19 protein-coding genes and 1 pseudogene are annotated in these 16739 nt (G+C 37.5%); 10 read left to right on the top strand and 10 right to left on the bottom strand.

The genetic code is table 11. The annotated features are described in order from the left end of the window. Positions 1-130 precede the first annotated feature (130 nt). A complete protein-coding gene (cysK, locus tag Q0A08_RS02715) occupies positions 131-1096 on the top strand; it encodes a cysteine synthase A (protein WP_046018057.1) in 966 nt (321 codons plus the stop codon). 112 nt (positions 1097-1208) lie between these two features. Here cysK and Q0A08_RS02710 read toward each other — a convergent pair whose 3' ends face one another. Then, complete coding sequence (locus Q0A08_RS02710; RefSeq protein ID WP_438464666.1) at positions 1209-1682, bottom strand: GNAT family N-acetyltransferase; 474 nt, start codon at positions 1680-1682, stop codon at positions 1209-1211. A 138-nt stretch (positions 1683-1820) separates the two neighbouring features. Between Q0A08_RS02710 and Q0A08_RS02705 the strand changes: the two genes are divergently transcribed. Then, positions 1821-2159 carry a c-type cytochrome gene (locus Q0A08_RS02705; protein WP_438464664.1) on the top strand — a complete coding sequence of 113 codons (339 nt, stop codon included), beginning with the start codon at positions 1821-1823 and terminating at the stop codon, positions 2157-2159. A 3-nt stretch (positions 2160-2162) separates the two neighbouring features. Here the strand turns inward: Q0A08_RS02705 and Q0A08_RS02700 are convergent, their stop codons facing one another. Beyond that, a complete protein-coding gene (locus Q0A08_RS02700) occupies positions 2163-3047 on the bottom strand; it encodes a LysR family transcriptional regulator (RefSeq protein WP_438464662.1) in 885 nt (294 codons plus the stop codon). 252 nt (positions 3048-3299) lie between these two features. Here Q0A08_RS02700 and Q0A08_RS02695 point away from each other — a divergent pair, with 252 nt between their 5' ends. From Q0A08_RS02695 to Q0A08_RS02680, 4 genes are all read left to right on the top strand, one after another. Continuing rightward, positions 3300-3965: a glutathione S-transferase family protein gene (locus Q0A08_RS02695; RefSeq protein WP_438464661.1), complete on the top strand. Its 666-nt coding sequence runs from the start codon at positions 3300-3302 to the stop codon at positions 3963-3965. A 13-nt stretch (positions 3966-3978) separates the two neighbouring features. Continuing rightward, complete coding sequence (locus Q0A08_RS02690; protein WP_438464659.1) at positions 3979-4407, top strand: nuclear transport factor 2 family protein; 429 nt, start codon at positions 3979-3981, stop codon at positions 4405-4407. Then, positions 4404-5063: a DsbA family oxidoreductase gene (locus Q0A08_RS02685; protein ID WP_438464658.1), complete on the top strand. Its 660-nt coding sequence runs from the start codon at positions 4404-4406 to the stop codon at positions 5061-5063. Before Q0A08_RS02690 ends, Q0A08_RS02685 begins: the two co-directional genes overlap by 4 nt. A gap of 104 nt (positions 5064-5167) precedes the next feature. Continuing rightward, positions 5168-5374: a tautomerase family protein gene (locus Q0A08_RS02680; RefSeq protein ID WP_438464656.1), complete on the top strand. Its 207-nt coding sequence runs from the start codon at positions 5168-5170 to the stop codon at positions 5372-5374. An 83-nt stretch (positions 5375-5457) separates the two neighbouring features. Here Q0A08_RS02680 and Q0A08_RS02675 read toward each other — a convergent pair whose 3' ends face one another. Together Q0A08_RS02675 and Q0A08_RS02670 are read right to left on the bottom strand one after the other, a co-directional pair. Beyond that, on the bottom strand, positions 5458-5949 hold the full coding sequence (locus Q0A08_RS02675) for a GNAT family N-acetyltransferase (RefSeq protein ID WP_438464654.1): 492 nt from the start codon (positions 5947-5949) through the stop codon (positions 5458-5460). A gap of 61 nt (positions 5950-6010) precedes the next feature. Next, the gene (locus Q0A08_RS02670) at positions 6011-6925 is read right to left on the bottom strand and encodes a LysR family transcriptional regulator (RefSeq protein WP_438464653.1); all 915 of its coding nucleotides are present in this window, start codon (positions 6923-6925) and stop codon (positions 6011-6013) included. A gap of 215 nt (positions 6926-7140) precedes the next feature. Between Q0A08_RS02670 and Q0A08_RS02665 the strand changes: the two genes are divergently transcribed. Next, positions 7141-7872: an SDR family oxidoreductase gene (locus tag Q0A08_RS02665; protein WP_438464651.1), complete on the top strand. Its 732-nt coding sequence runs from the start codon at positions 7141-7143 to the stop codon at positions 7870-7872. A 105-nt stretch (positions 7873-7977) separates the two neighbouring features. Here Q0A08_RS02665 and Q0A08_RS02660 read toward each other — a convergent pair whose 3' ends face one another. After that, on the bottom strand, positions 7978-8535 hold the full coding sequence (locus Q0A08_RS02660; RefSeq protein WP_438464649.1) for a carboxymuconolactone decarboxylase family protein: 558 nt from the start codon (positions 8533-8535) through the stop codon (positions 7978-7980). 170 nt (positions 8536-8705) lie between these two features. Here Q0A08_RS02660 and Q0A08_RS02655 point away from each other — a divergent pair, with 170 nt between their 5' ends. Next, the gene (locus Q0A08_RS02655) at positions 8706-9299 is read left to right on the top strand and encodes a TetR/AcrR family transcriptional regulator (protein ID WP_438464647.1); all 594 of its coding nucleotides are present in this window, start codon (positions 8706-8708) and stop codon (positions 9297-9299) included. 38 nt (positions 9300-9337) lie between these two features. Here the strand turns inward: Q0A08_RS02655 and Q0A08_RS02650 are convergent, their stop codons facing one another. The 5 genes and pseudogenes from Q0A08_RS02650 to Q0A08_RS02630 form a co-directional block, all read right to left on the bottom strand. Continuing rightward, positions 9338-9790 carry a CreA family protein gene (locus Q0A08_RS02650; RefSeq protein WP_438464645.1) on the bottom strand — a complete coding sequence of 151 codons (453 nt, stop codon included), beginning with the start codon at positions 9788-9790 and terminating at the stop codon, positions 9338-9340. Positions 9791-9852: 62 nt separating this feature from the next. Beyond that, positions 9853-10680, bottom strand: a complete 828-nt coding sequence (locus Q0A08_RS02645; RefSeq protein WP_438464644.1) for a metallophosphoesterase family protein — start codon at positions 10678-10680, stop codon at positions 9853-9855. A gap of 482 nt (positions 10681-11162) precedes the next feature. After that, positions 11163-11498 (bottom strand): zinc ribbon domain-containing protein YjdM, encoded by a 336-nt coding sequence (locus Q0A08_RS02640; RefSeq protein WP_438464642.1) that lies wholly within the window; start codon positions 11496-11498, stop codon positions 11163-11165. A 159-nt stretch (positions 11499-11657) separates the two neighbouring features. Further along, positions 11658-11969 (bottom strand): cupin domain-containing protein, encoded by a 312-nt coding sequence (locus tag Q0A08_RS02635; protein WP_438464641.1) that lies wholly within the window; start codon positions 11967-11969, stop codon positions 11658-11660. Positions 11970-12137: 168 nt separating this feature from the next. Next, positions 12138-12390, bottom strand: a pseudogene (locus Q0A08_RS02630) (transposase); the annotation flags it as partial. Positions 12391-12495: 105 nt separating this feature from the next. On the opposite strand from Q0A08_RS02630, the gene Q0A08_RS02625 reads away from it, so the two are divergent. Both Q0A08_RS02625 and Q0A08_RS02620 read left to right on the top strand, forming a co-directional pair. Next, complete coding sequence (locus Q0A08_RS02625) at positions 12496-12651, top strand: hypothetical protein (protein ID WP_438464639.1); 156 nt, start codon at positions 12496-12498, stop codon at positions 12649-12651. A 393-nt stretch (positions 12652-13044) separates the two neighbouring features. Next, a complete protein-coding gene (locus Q0A08_RS02620) occupies positions 13045-16689 on the top strand; it encodes a restriction endonuclease (protein ID WP_438464637.1) in 3645 nt (1214 codons plus the stop codon). Positions 16690-16739 lie beyond the last annotated feature (50 nt).

Here is a 16739-nt window from a genome sequence, read left to right as displayed (position 1 = left end):
ATAAGCCACAAAAATATTTGGTTCTATCTTTATGGCGTGAAATTCTACCATCATTTAGTTTGAACAGGTTATAGTGTGACCCCAAGCATATATAACAATTCTCATTTATTACCTAAATCAAGGAATTTCCATGTCTAATCAGATATTTGAAGATAACTCATTAACCATTGGTAATACGCCGCTTGTTCGTCTTAACCGCATTGGTAAAGGCAACATTTGGGCGAAATTAGAATCTCGCAACCCAGCGTTTTCTGTTAAGTGTCGTATTGGCGCTAACATGATTTGGGATGCTGAGAAGAAAGGCCTATTAGGGCCAGGTAAATCCTTGGTAGAACCATCAAGTGGTAACACAGGTATTGCACTTTGTTTTGTCGCGGCAGCTCGTGGTTATCCGATCACTATTACTATGCCTGCAAGCATGAGTCTTGAGCGTCGCCAAGTCATGAAAGCAATGGGCGCAACGATTGTACTAACTGAACCAGCTAAAGGCATGAAAGGCGCGATCGAAAAAGCGGCTGAAATTGCTGAAGATGAAAACACCATCTTACTACAACAATTTGATAACCCAGCTAACCCTGAGATTCACGAGAAAACAACAGGGCCTGAAATCTGGAATGACACCAATGGCGAAATCGATTTCTTCGTAGCAGGTGTAGGTACAGGTGGTACAATTTCTGGTGTTAGCCGTTACATTAAAAACACTAAAGGTAAGGCGATTACCAGTGTTGCGGTAGAGCCAACAGCCTCTCCTGTTATTACTCAAGCCATTGCGGGTGAAGACTTAACACCATCACCACATAAGATCCAAGGTATTGGTGCGGGTTTCATCCCTAAAAACTTAGATTTGTCTATGGTTGATCAGGTATCACAAATCAGCAACGAAGAATCTATCGAGATGGCAAAACGCCTAATGCGTGAAGAGGGTATCCTATGTGGTATTTCTTGTGGTGCCGCTGTGGCAGCCGCAGAGAAGATTGCAAACCTTGAAGAAAACGCGGATAAGAAAATCGTTGTGATTCTACCTGACTCAGGCGAGCGTTACTTATCGACCGCTTTGTTTGAAGGTGAATTCAGCGAAAATGAACTTGTTCAGTAACAGCGAACGAATAAGTTAAATTCCTCTTAAGGCATTTTCTTAAGAGTGAAAGATAAAGCCGCTTTTCCATTCGGATAGCGGCTTTATTTTTGAGATTATTTTTTATTATGGCTTAATCATCTAACAGCTTATGCATGATATAGGCATCCACCAGCCCAAGTTCCTTGTGTTTATAAGCTTTAGGAATCGTCCCAATAATATCGAAGCCCAGTGCTTGCCATAGCTTAATGGCAATCTTATTGGTAGAAACGACAGAGTTAAATTGCATCGCAGTAAAGCCAAGCTCTTTCGCAACCATCTGTGAGTGTTCGCACATTTTGCGTGCAATTCCCTTCCCTCTTGCCGTTTCACTCACCATATAACCGCAGTTACTAATATGGCTGCTCGGCCCCATAGCATTAGCTTTGATATAGTATGATCCTAAAATAACGCCATCTTCTTCGAAAACATAGGTTTTAAGGGGAGATTTTAACCAAAGCTGTAAAGCTTCCTCATAACCCATTTGGCTATCAAAAGCATAAGTTTGCTCTGCGAGGATGATGGTTTCAAAGGTAGGCCAAAACAGCTTAAAATCATTTTCCGTCATTTCTCTTATCATCTAAAACCTTCCAGCACTAAGCTTATTAAAGTGTTTCCCTAACATTTTTTTTACATAACAGGTTTTACCCTATCTCACATATTAATGATTCTCATTAAATGACTCGAAGTCATACGCAGAGGTGTTATGAAAAAAATGATTCCCCTAATAATAAGCCTTGCTTTTATTAGTACAAGTACTCAAGTTAGCGCAGCAAGAGACATACAAAATGGTGCTCAAAAATATCAGACAAACTGCCTAGTCTGCCACGGAGTCAAAGGCTTAGGCGATGGCCCTGCCGCTAGCACGTTAGCAAAAAAACCATCAAACCTTGTCAAAAAGTTAAATAGCATTTTTATACCTAAAATGATGCTGTCTAAAATAGTACTAAAAGGCAAGGTCGACCAAGGTATGCCAGCTTGGGAAGGCATACTGAGCAAACAAGATACCTATGATATTTTTGCTTATTTAGAGTCCATTCAATAGGCATTAAGCCGGTTTATTGTTATCGAACCAATCTTCCAAATAGCGAATGCATTTTACTAACTTGGTGGGGACAAAGTGTCTCGCAGGATAAAGCGCATACAGGGTTAGCCTAGGTTTATTTGCCTCGGCTAATACTTCTACCACCTCACCAGAATCTATCATTTTTTGACAAACAAAATCAGGAATGAAACCTAGCCCTAATCCCTTTTTAATGGCGTCCATCATAAACAAGGTGCTATTAACCTTAAGCTTCCCCTTTACCGCGACACCATCTTCAATAGGCCAAACATCCTTCCCCTGAAAGTAACTATAAACAAAACAATTATGCTCACTAAGATCCTTAGGCAAGTTAATGGCTTTATGCCTTGCAAGATACTCCGGAGAGGCGCATACCTTATAAGTAAAACGAGTCAGCGGCTTCCCTACATAGTTAGAATCGATCGCACGACTTGACGCTCTTAAGCCTAAATCAAAGCCTTGTTCGACAAGGTCAACACTCTCATCCCCTAGATGGATATCTAGCTCAATGTCTGGGTTTTCAAGCATAAAGTCAGCAAACAACACGGAGAGATCGGTAATGCCCAAGGCCATAGGCGCGTTAATTTTGAGTTTACCTCTCACGTTATGCTGCAAATCACTGACAAAGTTATCAGCATCATCTAGCTTCTCTAGGATTTCGATTGCTCTTTGTAGGTAACCTTCTCCCACATGGGTAAGCTGAAGGTTTCTGGTAGACCTATGTAGCAAGCGTGCGCCTAGATCATCCTCAAGACGCCCTATTTCCTTACTTATCATGGATTTAGATGTATTTGTTTGCTCAGCTACCTTGGTAAAACTGCCTAAATTAGCCAGCTTTACAAATAACTTTATCGCCCTGAGTTTATCCATATTCAGCTTTATCTCACATGGTTTCTTTAGGGTTTTCTTTTAGAGAGACAGACAACATTTCGAATTAGTTTCGCCAATTTTTTTCATTTTTGTCTCCAATTTGTGAACAGTATATGCATATTATTGATATATATGTAAACAAACTATCGACTTAGACTCTCCCTATCGCATACAGATTGGTTCTCATACCAAGCGAGAAAAGATGACATTAAACATGCAAACGAATTAATCAAATCACCTTTGGAGAAATTTATGTCTAATACGCAAAATACGTTAAATCAAACCGCTAACACAAAAACTGACTACACACTTTATTATTCTCAAGGTGCCTGCTCAGTAGCGACACAAGTCGTGCTAAACGAATTAGGCCAAGACTACCAACTTATCAATGTCAGTAGCCTAGATAATTTCACTGAGATTAACCCTGTGGGTGCTGTGCCAGCCCTAGTAGAAAATGACATTGTTCTAACAGAAGGTGCGGCCATCATACTTCACCTTTTGGATAAACATGCCAACAGCCTATTAGCAGCAGAAGGCCCTGCCAGACAACAAGGTGTACAGGATATTCTCTTTGCTAACGCCACTATGCACCCAGCCTATGGCCGACTCTTTTTCATTAACCAATACATTCAAGATGACAACGCTAAGCAGGATGCCTTGAATAATGCGGCGAGTTTAATCAATAAACTATGGCAAGTGGTTGAAGCCAAGTTAGAAAAAGGATCAGGCGACTTTTTAGGAGGTAAGCAGGTTTCTGCAGCAGACATCATGCTAAGCGTGTATTCAGCTTGGGGGCCTTTCTTCCCTGTCGACATCATCATAGGGCCAAAAACACAAGCTATGTTAGCAAACGTCCAGCAAATGCCGAATTATCAAAAAGTGGTTGAGAAAGAAGCCGCTTTGGCGAATCAAGCCTAATAAGGAGACAGCTATGAGTCATTCTGTCGAAACAGATTTTGACCATGTCGTTAGCATTATCAACCAATATTGCGAAGGCCTGTATCTAGGCGACGCTAAGATGTTGGAAAACATATTCCATCAAGATGCCTGGCTAAAACTGCCAGGCAAGCGTCGCTCCCTTAGTACTTGGTTGGAAGATGTAAGACAAAGGCAAACACCTAAAGATTTGGGCCAAGCTTATGACTTTAAAATACTGTCAGTTGATCTGGTACAAGATCAAGCCATGGTCAAACTTGAATGTCCACTTTTTGATTTTCATTACATAGACTTTCTAGGTTTATTAAAAGAAGAAGGCCAATGGCGAATCGTCAATAAGATGTATACGGACATTGCCTCTAATTTAAAAGTGAATGAGTCCCTGTCAAAATCGAATGAGTCAGTGCATGGGAGCGGCTCATGAAAAACACACTAGAGAATCGCTTAAGAATTGAAATGGTGCACGACATGGTTTGTTCATGGTGCCCGATTGGTTTTCGTCATATCCAAGCGGCCATAAAAGCATTAAATATCGAGGTTGAATTCAGGTTTTCACCTTTCGAGCTTAACCCCAGTATGCCAGATGAAGGTCAATTGATTAGCGACTACTTTAAACAGCAATTTCGTTGGAGTGATAACAAGTTAAAACAGTATCAAACCAGCTTAGTTGCGACCGCTAAAAATGCGGGAGTATGTATCGACTTTAGTAAACGTCGTTACTATTTCAATACCCATAAAGCTCATCAATTAATGCATTGGGTACACGGCTTTAATAAGCAAATCCAGTTTAATGAATACCTTATAAAGGCTTACTTTGAACTGGGTTTAGATATCAGCCAAACAGACGTTCTATTGCAAATAATCATGGATATTGGATTAGATCCAAACTCAGCGCGACTTGCGCTTGAGGATCCACAAATAGAGCAAGCCCTGATGCAAAAAGTCGAGCGTTATATGGCATTTAACATCACAAGCATCCCTACCTTTATTTTGGATGGAAGTTACTTGCTACAAGGCTCTAGCTCTGTCTCAGAGCTTACTCATCAGCTTGGTCTCTATCTTAAGAATAAAGCAGCTTAAAGATAAAGCAGCTTAAGAATAAAACAGCTTAGCTTTAAAACTTAAAGGCTAAAAGCCAGAAGCAGAACCTAAAACAAATTTATACACTATTTTAAGGAGGCAAAATGCCTTATATCAACGTAAAAATTACAGACGAAAACGTCACCAGAGAACAGAAACAAGCCATTATTAAAGGTTGTACTCAGATCATGGTCGATGTGCTGGATAAAGATCCACAAGTCACTTTTGTTGTGATAGATGAAGTCAAACTTGATGACTGGGGCATCGGCTTTGATCAAGTCTCAAAGCTTAGAGAAAACACCTTAAAGTAGCCCTTACTTAAAGTAGCTCTAAAGTAAAGCTTAATGCCTCTAACATTAGCAAGGGATATAAATTTATCTCTTGCTAATGTGTACTAATTTAATAGCTTGCTCATATTAATGCCGGTAATTGTATAACCTGCAGCTTGGTATAAATCAGCTGCTCTTTTGTTTTGATAGGCAACTCTCAATTTAATTTGGCCAATTTCCAATGGTTTTAAAGCATCTTCTAATGCTTTCAAAGCAAGCTTTCCTAATCCTTTTGAGCGCTGCTCCGGCAATATATAAAAGTCCGAAATAAAGCAGCTATTATCCTCAGGGTTAATCATCCGCCATAAATAACCCACTAGCTGATTGCTCTCGCCCAATTCAATACAGAGTAACTCTTCATTTTTTTCTGTAATCCCCTCTGGGAAAGAAGCCTCAATGGCTGCCTTCGCCATCTTGATCGCAACAAGATTAGAGTGACCATAGTTGTCCATAATCTCTTGCGCATAATCCTGCACAAAATAGCCTTGATAAGCACTAAATTCACTCGCTATCATTGGCCTTAATCTAATCTCCACTTTCACTCCTTTTGCTCTCATTCTTTACTCTTTATTTTTTTAATTCGGACTTTTATAACCAGACTGTCTGTATTCGCTCGGCTTAACTCAGTGTCTCAAAGTAACTGATCACATAGTCTTTAAAGGCCTTCAACTTTTTGCTTTGATAAGCATCTTGTAGATAAATCAAATTAAAAGCCACACTCGCAGCTTGCCAATCATCAAACAAGTGAAGCAGTTTACCTTCTTTAATTTCATCCAAACAATACATAGCAGGTACTCGCACTATGCCAAGGCCTGCTTTTGCGTTATTGACCATTGCATGGCCATTTTTACAGCTAAAAGGCCCTTTTACCTGTATATCTTCGGCTAATGCTGATCCGTCAGTCGCTAATTCATAGCTAGAAACAAAACGCCAATTTTTGATGGAGCCAGTAATACAAGCATGCTCTTTAAGGTCTTTAGGGTGTAGCGGCCTCCCATGAGTCTTAAAATATTCTGGGCTTGCTAAGGTCACAATCTCGATATCCATCAGCTTTCTCGCAATCAAGGCGGAATCTTCAAGGCTTCCCATACGAAAAACAAAATCAAACTCACCAGAGATAAGATCAACCCTGCGGCTATCAAAATCTAATTTGATATCAATATTTGGATACAAACGAGAAAAGCCGTTAATCAGGTCCATTATCAGGGTTTCACCAATGTAGCCGCCAACACAGTTAATATTAAGCGGCCCTGATAACTCGCTTGCACTTTCTAGGGCCTGATTAACTGCCACATCGATTTTATTTAAGCTTTGCTGGCATTGCTGATAAAAAGCCTCCCCTTGCTGGGTTAACCTCTGGGCTCGCGTGGTTCTTATTATCAAACTCACGCCAAGCTGGGCCTCTAGCTGATTTAGCTGTCGAGATAAATAAGATCGCGAGCAACTCATGAGCTCAGCCGCTTTTGTGAAACTCCCCTCTCTTGCAATCACCACAAACGCCTGAATATCTGGCAGGCTGATCTCTTTATTCACTTAGCTATTCCTCATCCTGTTTATTAAAGCTATCACCTTAAACGCTAATTATGCCGGTTTTGAGCCTTTAATTGCGCACTATAAGTTCACAATAATTTAACTAGGAGCTTATTTTTAAACAATAACGAGAAGAATACTATAGCCACATCAGCAAATAAGGCACGCCTTAAAGCTTATTCAGTCACAGAAACCTAATTTTAAAAGCGAGATATAAGATGGAAAACACACTAAAAAAACTAGTTGTCATTACAGGGGCAAGTTCTGGTATCGGCGCAGCCATTGCCAAACAGCTAAGTGAACAAGGCCACCCGCTGCTTTTACTCGCCCGTCGTGTCGATAAATTAAGAGATCTAAACCTTGCAAACACCCTATGTGAGCCACTTGATGTAACAGATTACGAAGGTTTTCAAAAAGCCGTTGCCAAAGCTGAAGCGCTTTATGGCCCAACAGACTGCTTAGTGAATAACGCGGGTGTCATGTTATTAGGCCAAGTGGAAGATCAAGCACCAAACGAGTGGCAGCGCATGTTTGATATCAATGTGGTTGGCTTGCTAAACGGTATGCAAACCGTATTAGCGCCAATGAAAGCCCGTAATACAGGCACCATTATCAACATTAGCTCAATCGCTGGCCGTAAAACCTTCCCAAGCCATGCGGCTTATTGTGGTACTAAATTCGCGGTTCATGCTATTTCAGAAAATGTGCGTGAAGAAGTGGCTGACTCAAATGTTAGAGTAATTACCATAGCACCTGGCGCCGTTGAAACTGAGCTTTTATCTCACACAAGTTCGGAAGACATTAAGGCAGGCTATGAAAGTTGGAAAGAGGATATGGGCGGTGTTCTAAGCCCAGAAGATATCGCCAACTCTGTTAGCTTTGCCTACGCTCAACCACAAAATGTGTGTATTCGCGAGATTGTGATTGCGGCTACTAAACAACAGCCATAAAGCGATAAAGCGATAAAGCGATAAATTTAACAGAATGAAAAAACAAAAGCCGTTATAAAAATTTATAACGGCTTTCTTAACGATAAAGCTTTTTAGTAGATCAAGTTAGGCCTGTTTTTTCTCCCAAGCAAACTCTTGAAACGGTGCATCCGTTGGTGTTTCAGCCAGATGATTCACATAATTACTCATCACTTTTTGCGACAAGATCAGAATGATTTCAAGTAGGTTCTTTTGCTCAAACCCAGCAGAATAAAATGCATCTACGCTTTCAGTATTCACAACACCACGGTCTCTCACAACAGATAATGTCATGTTACGAAGCGCTTCTAGTTTTGCACTAGGTAGCGGTGTTTCATCACGTAATGCATCAATAACATCAGCACCTACCTTCATAGAGTGAGCAATCATAGTATGTGCAGGCACACAGTAGTGACACTCATGTTCAACATTAATGGTTTGCCAAACAACGGTTAACTCATCCGCATCAAAACTGGTTTGCTGAGCCAGACCATGCAGAGTTTGATATCCCAAAAGCAACTCTGGAGAACTTGCCATAACAGCGTGCAAGTTAGGCACCATGCCGAAACTTTTTACTGAGTTTTCCAATAGTGGTTTTGAACCTTCTGGTGCACTTTCTAATGTATGTAATTTAAAGTCTGACATCATGTTACCTATCTATTAATTAAGAGAATTTAAAAGGGGTTTAGCGCTTGTCGCTTTATTAAAACCACTTGAACACTTGTTCAATAGATAAACCATAACTAGATTTGAACATTTGTTCAAGCTACAATTGAACAAATGTTCAAATTATTTTTTATATAGATATTAATGCCATGAAATATGACCGTGCCCTCGCTATCGAAAAAGCAACTCAATTATTTTGGAAGTTAGGCTTTCAAGCCACCAAGATGCGCGACTTACAAGAAGAGTTGGATATGAGGCCGGGCAGCATATATGCCGCCTTTGGTAACAAAGAAGCTTTATTCAAAATCTGTTTGTTAAATTATGCAGAGCAAAGTCGGCTAGCGTTAGATAAGTACGCTGGACTTAACTCAAATCCAATTAAAGCTATCTACGATTTCATCAAAAACATGGCGGTAAAAGCAGAGGAAGGGAAAATCAATAACTGCTTTTTGGTTAAAAGCATTTCAGAGCTTGATGGTAATAACGCACATTTAAGGCAATATGCTCAAGATGGCCTTAAAGAAGTTGAATCAGGGTTTGAAGCTTTGTTTTTAGAGGCTCAAGAAAAAGGGTTGATTAAACAAGCATCCAATCCAGCTCGTCTTGCCAAATGGATGCAAATTCAAGTCATGGGACTACGCAGCTATAGCAACAGCCAAGATAATGCTAGCGATGTGGGCATCATGTTAGACGAGATATTTAATAGCTTAAAGCAAGCCCACCAGCCTGCTCTAAGCGAATAAATCATCCAACGTATTTATTGAACTATTTATTGAGTTGTTTACTGAACGTAAGCCTTAGTACCCCACAATGGCACAGTCGACAAGCTGTGCTTAAAGCTACCTTCTGTCTCTTTTGTGGTGTAAGACAAATACAGCAAGGTCTGATTCTCAGCATCATAAATACGGCGTACCTTCATGGTTTTAAAGAAGATGCTTTTAGATTGCTTAAAGACTACCTCACCCGATTTAGATTGATCTAAACTGGCTATCATTTCTGGCGTGATTTCACCGGTTTGACGACAAGAGATAGAAGAATCACTTGGATCAGATAAACTTAAATTCGCTTCGATCGAAGCTACATGGCAGGTAACCCCTGGGATTTTGTCATCCTTCATAGATGACACCTTAATATCTTTTAAGGTAAACAAACCTAAGGAAATATCCCCTACTTCATTATCGGAGCACCCTACCAAGGCTGCGGACATCCCGATCGCTAATAATAACTTTTTCATTGTATGGCCTTTGTATTTAAAGGAATGGTGCGATTTATTCAGCTTTATTTTATAAGAGCGTTTTAAGCTTCTAATGCAAACCCAGTTTCAAGGGCTTTTACCCAATCATCTCGGTTTCTTAATTTTGCCAATTGTACCGCACTGGTAGTGTCATAAGAGACTTTTTCGTGGGATAGCTTATAAATGTTTTTGTTCTTACCTAACTCTAATAAGGTGTAACTCGCTTCAGGAGAGCCAGTTTCCATTGCATGAGGCACAGGTAACTCATCAGAATAAGCCTGCAACCCCACACTGCCAGGGTTAATAATACGCTGGCTCATGGTATTGGTATTTTTTAGATAGGCGCCTTCATGTTCAGACGTATCATTTGCATCTTGGCCTTTTAAAAGAAAATCCCTTGGGGTATGCGTATGGCCACAAAGAATAATTTTACTCTTATTACCTGCTAACAAGGCTGCGACTTCATCATTCTCTCGCAAAACAGGTTTGCCTGAACTGACATCTTCCAGCAAGTAGATAAGGTCATTATCAGGCGTGCCATGGCACAAATAGAGATAATCGGTTAGCTGGCGATCAAAAGGTAAAGCACGCATCCAATCCATCGCCTCTTGCGTTAAATCCTCATGAATAAACGCCATGGTCGGGTTGGACTCAAGTTCGGCCTCATCCGCCTCATAAATTTGTCTGTCTTGATTACCGCGAATGGTCACCACACTGAATTCATCTTCTAACGCACGCAGTCTTTCATAAGTGGCTTGGGGTGCAATCGGGCCATATAAGATGTCACCAAGGTTCACTACCATATCCACCGACTTACGTTTAAAGTGAGCGATAACGGCTTCTAAGGCAAAGATATTAGAATGTATATCCGAAAGTATGGCTATTTTCACAGGAAGGCTCTCAATCAATTAGATCTCAAAAAATGAGTAATAGACATTGATTCTACAAGGAAAAATGACGAACTCAAACTCGGGAGCCTGCGATTAAGTCTCCTCTTCTCAGTCTTATCTTTAAATGTATAGGGAATCAGCGCCAATCAAGGCGTCTCTTTGCGTTTATTAATAGAAGTTCGTTTAGGTACCTTTCGGGACGGGACAGCACAAGATGTCACTTTTTCTGCAAGACCCGAAGGGCGTGGTCTAAAAGCGCTATATTTACGTTGAGAGCCTTATCAATAGAATCACTATTAAGTTGCGTCCCTCGCCATAATTCTAGTCGCTTTTATCCACACGCTGAGGCGGGAGGACCTATTCGCATGTTCCCATAGCATTCTTTAGCTGGCTTTTCATTCTGTGAAAATCAGGCATAAAAAAGCAGCACAATTCAATTATGCTGCTTTTTCATTAAAACTGGCGGGCTTGAGTAAAGCTGATTAAGCCTTTTTCACAAACTTAGCGGTCACCATCATGTCACCCGCGCCATCTACCTTGCAATCTAGCTCATGATCTTTTTTATCTAACACACGCTTAATCACAGCTTTGGTGCCGATTTTCATAATCATAGAGCTACCTTTCACTTTCAAGTCTTTGGCAAGTGTTACCTTGTCGCCGTCTTGCAAAGCCGTACCATTTGCATCTTTAACGGTAAATGCGTCTTCTTCTGCTTCTGCTGTCGGGTTCCACTCATATGCACATTCAGGGCAAATCAATAATTCTTGATCTTGATAAACATATTCAGATTGGCATTTAGGGCAAGGAGGAAGTGACATAGTATAAAATCTTCTTTTCAAAAATGGGTTAACAACAATTCTGGCGAGCATGATAATGGCTCACGCCAATCTAAGCGAGCCTTAATCTTGGTTTTTTCTGAGTAAGATGACAAAAATCGGCTATCACGCATTCACCTTAAAACTATTATTAAACACGGCTTAAACACTGCCTTCGGATTCGATGACCAAAATCCGCGCTTCCCCTACAAGATGCGCCACATGCTCAGTCCCTATCGAGGCAAAAAAGATATCACCAACCTCCAATAACACAGATTGCTCCACACCCTCTTCTTTATAAAACATAGTAACTTGTCCATCTAACACCACAAACACCTCTTCCCCATCATTGATATGCCACTTATAAGGCTGATCCGTCCAATGCAAACGTGTGGTAATACCATTCATGTTAGCTATGTCTTTTGCTCCCCAAGCACGCTCTGCCTTGAAGGATTTAGCACGAGTGATTTCCATATATTCCTCTTATTGATTCAATTTAGTTAGCAAAAAATCACACTGACTCTCAGCAATAGAATCATCACATATTTGTTTTTGGTCGGAGAGTCTTTATTAGGTCAGCAAGCGGGTTAAAAAGGACTTAATGGGACGAGGTTAAATGGCGGTGGGTCTCTTGATAAGACCTTTCTCAGTTTTAACGTGAAGGACTAAGTAGGTGTGATTGCTCATAACAGCATAAGCACAGACATCTATTGCAAAGGTAGCATTAAGAGACAATATCTTATCTTCGATCCAGCCTCTCCTGCGCTCATAACTTTTAACTTTGACCAGTTATCTCATCGCTTCCACAAAGAAAGGCGCGTCGGACACAACGAGTCACGCAATGATAGTAAGAAGTATCTTGAAGACTTATTAGGGATTTACGTGGTTTAGGCATATTAGATTCCACATCCTTGAGTGAATCCAATAAAGCTAGATCTTGGTTAAATGAAGATTTAATTAGAGTGGGTGTCTTATTAGAGTTTTTAAAGACGACGCAGAGGTGATACCTTCTATCGAACTTGCCCGTATGGTGCATGCTATTCGAGTCTATCAAGAAAAGCTCACTCAAATCGCCAAACAAACTAAAAGCCCAGTTTGGGTTGAAGATCAGATTGAAACCATCAAAGCCTTTACTAACCGTACGCTAGTGGATTGAGCTTTAACTAATCAGATAAAAGGTTCATAAACCCCATTTACCGTAATTGGTAAATGTTTTTTGCTTTTAAAAGGCTTACTTAGCTTAATTAGTAAAGATAAGTTGTTGTTATAAATGATAAATAACAATATGTGGTTATTGAATTATCGATAAATTGGAGTAATATCTGATTAATTATGCACATAATGGATTGTGGTATTTCTGAAAGAAAACCATTCTTGCTCAGCCAAGGAAGGAGCTTTTAAATTTCATTTTCTAGAAATATTAATAATCGAAATAAATAATTTTCTATAATTTTATGCTACATAATGAAATCTACTGATGAAATTAAAAAACAATCTTTTGGTTCTAAAAGTTAAAATTACTCTTACCTAATATTTAAATGGAATAAACATGTCAATTGATTTAATGCAACAGAAGCGCCCAATTTTATTTCAAGGTAAATCACTACCTTTGACAGAGTTAAGTGCTGATTCATTTGAAGATTTTATTCATATGGTTTTAATTGAATTAGGTAAAAACCAAGGTTATGAAATAGTAAGTGGACCACTAAATAGTGGTGATCATGGATTTGATTTAGTTGGTAAAAGAACTATTGATAATAAAATTATGTGTATTCAGTGCAAACGTTATAATAGTGTGCCTGTTGGCTTACCTGTACTAAGTGAAGAGTTAGCTAAAGTTGCAATAAACTCTTACTTTGAGAATTCAAATATTAAAGAGCACTATATTTTGACAACAGGCTCACTTACGAAAGAGCTAAATTCACAACTACGAAGCGAGAATAAAACTAAAATAATAGAAAGCTCTTTGAAAACATTAAATAATAAATCGTTAAAAAGTATAGTGAAAAAATGTAAAAAACTTAATTTCAATGCTGATTATATAGTAAGAAGTTATATTGAAGGGCTTGATAAAATCGTGGTGTGGTCTGGGCGCGATATTGATAACAATCTTGGTACTATTTGGTCAAATATTGATGATTCTTTAGAAAAACATTTTAAAATTGAAAGAGTATTAAAAGAATATCCAAGACCAGATTTCAATTTATTTAATTATATAGAAAACATATCAAGTGAAAGTACTTATTTACATGAACTAATTGCAACCTCTACAGCTCTTCCTCCAAATATCAGTAATAAAGAAACGTATGATTATTCTAAAGATCCCCTCCCCCCCTTTAACTCAAATGAGAAAAAATCATTTCTAGTTAATGAATTATTAACACTTGTTTCATTTAAAAAAACAATGATATTGATCGGAAGTGGCGGCGCAGGTAAAACAACAACATTAAAAAACTTTCAAAGCATTATTTTAAATGAATTTAAAAACCATGAAAACAATATAATTCCTATATATATTAAACTTTCAGCTTATAGAAACAACTTAGATGGCTTGATAAATGAAACGTTAGGTTTGAATTTTGGGGATTGGAAGTCTTTACCTTATAAATTTTTTTTATTGCTAGATGGTTTAGATGAAATAAAGACTGATTATATTGATACGTTTACTGATCAATTTAATAGGTTTAATTATTTAAATAATGTTAAGTATATAATATCACTTAGAAAATCTGGACTCCAACTGCCAGCAATTATTAAAAATATTAGCTCTTGCTATTCTTTAAATAATTTAAACATTCGACAAATCATTAACTTCTCAGAAGAAAATTTAAAAAAAGAAGATTCGAGAAATTTTTTAGAAATTTTCCTTGAAAAAATAAATTCATTAGGGGCAGAAACTTTCACCTTACCTTTTGGCCTGATGGTAGCAATAAATTTTTACAAGAATAATGGGGATTTGCCAGATAACTTATATGACATGGTTATAGATATAGTAGATAGAAAAATCCATAGGAATAAAAAAAGAAAATCTTCTATTAATCATGTGCCTATTAGTACGGTAAAAGCTTTATTTGAATCGTTTGCTTTTGAGGTGCGAGTAGTTGAAGGAAAAGCTGCGCTATATAGAGAAGAAGCAGAGTACGTTGTTGTATCAGCTCTTAATAGATTAAAAGAAAATAAGGTTTTTGGCGCTTCTGATTTAACTGAAAATCAAGCATTTTTGATTTCAGAGCATTTTGAAATGCAGAGAGCAGAAAGTAATGGTCTCTACGTTATGGATCATGATTTAGTTGCCGATTGTCTTTCTGCCAAGTTGTTAGCTAAACATTGGAAAGCTCATATTAATAAAGCAGGTAGTAAAGCTGGCTGGGATGCGTGGGCCTTTGCATCTAGCTTTATTCAAGACGAGCAAAAAGATGCGTTTATTCAAAGTTTAATACTGCAAGATATTGTTCTTACAGCTAGATGTTATAACGAAATGAATGATGTGGAAGAGAGCCAAATTGAAAAAGCCTTGGAGTTAGAATCTAAAGGGGCCTCTTTGAGGACTTTCTCAAGAGTTATGGAAGCAGCATCAATTTTAAAAAGTAAAATGAGTATTGAATTACTAAAGAGCTATTTAGGCGATGTAAATCATCATAAAAGTTATATAGCACAGAGATTCTTGGCCAAGTCTGGAGATATAAAATTCCTTAAATCAATTCTCAAAGATAATGAGAAAATGAAAGCAGGAGGACTAAACCCATCTGGTGGTACTTATGATATGTGGTTTGAAGCCCCAGCTAAAATAATAACAAATATTTCTAGAGAAGAAGTCGACCGTTACTTATTAGGTGAAGTGCCTTATATTCCAATTGCATTAGAGACAATAGAGTTTTACGGGAATAAAAATGATTATGATAGAATTAAAGCTGTTTTTGATAAAACAACTAATTCAGCCGAATTTTATATAGCAAGTAGATGTTTATTGCTTTTTTATAGAAATAAAGCTATTGATGCGCTTATTAAAAAAATAGAAAATGGTATTGATGATGAAACTTGGTTGTATGCGATGAATGTTCTCACTGCTCACAACTATTCTTTTAATATAACTCCAGTTCTAGAGGTTTTCCTATCTACAACTAATAAAAATGACAATTATGTAGCATTTGATCATATCACAAAAGCTTTATGTGTAAATTCATTGCCATTATCAGCAGAAAAATCGTTGTTAAATATGTTAAAAAAACTAGATTTAAAAGATCAAAGTCAATTATCATATCCTCAATTTTATAATATTTGGAGAATTGCTACTGCTCATAAATTCATTTCATTCTCTGATTTGGCATTTGAATATTTTAACTCTTGCAACATTGAAAAGTTGATTGTTGGAATAACATATGGAAGTGAAAATTTCATTGAAGGAAAAGAAAGAAAAGTATTTATAGAAAAGTGTATTTTAAAACTCAATGAAAGTATAGAATTAGAAAAATTGAATTTTAATATCATAAGCTTACTTTTTAAAGTGTTAATAGATTTCGATAAAAAAGAAGTCGTTGTTAATTTAGCAGAAAACTTTTTCAAAAAACAAACTCCATTATATTTTGATTGTGTTTTTTATGAAGGTGATGATTTAGACAAAAAATTAAAGTTCGATTATGAACATGCTTTTCCTTCAATAATTAATAGTTTGGTAAAGGTTATAGATAAATTTGAAAATGAAATATTGATTGAATTAGTTGGTATCAGATTATCATTTTGCACAGAAAATCTAATTGAATCGTATTTTGAGATAATAAAATTATTACCTAGAGAACCTTTAGAAGATAAAATTGCTAAAATACCTGATCTATTAGTTAAGATAAATTATTATAATTTTTTATTGAAATTAGAAAAAAAAGAAACGACAAGACTATTAATTAAAAATAATTTCAAACCTCTCATCTCACATCACATATGTTACCCTACTATTATAGAGTTCATTAGACATTATTTTGATGATGAAATTAAAAAAACAATTATTGATAGTATTTTAATATTTGAGTGGAATTTAGAAAACATTCTAATTCAATGCTTTGAATCAGTTATTCAAGAGTTAGCATTTAAATGTAACAAAGACGATATTGATAGCTTTTTAAATCCAGCACTTAGCTCTTCTACCAATACTGCTTCTACATATTTAATAGAATTATGGATAAACCTAATTGATTTGTAGATTTTTTATATCGGAATAACTTATGTCGAAAAATGTCACTTTAATTGTTA

This window comes from Marinomonas sp. PE14-40 (genome assembly GCF_051623805.1).
Taxonomy (GTDB): Bacteria; Pseudomonadota; Gammaproteobacteria; order Pseudomonadales; family Marinomonadaceae; genus Marinomonas.
Note: the sequence above shows the minus strand (reverse complement) of the source record. Positions and strands in the feature narration are given on the sequence as shown.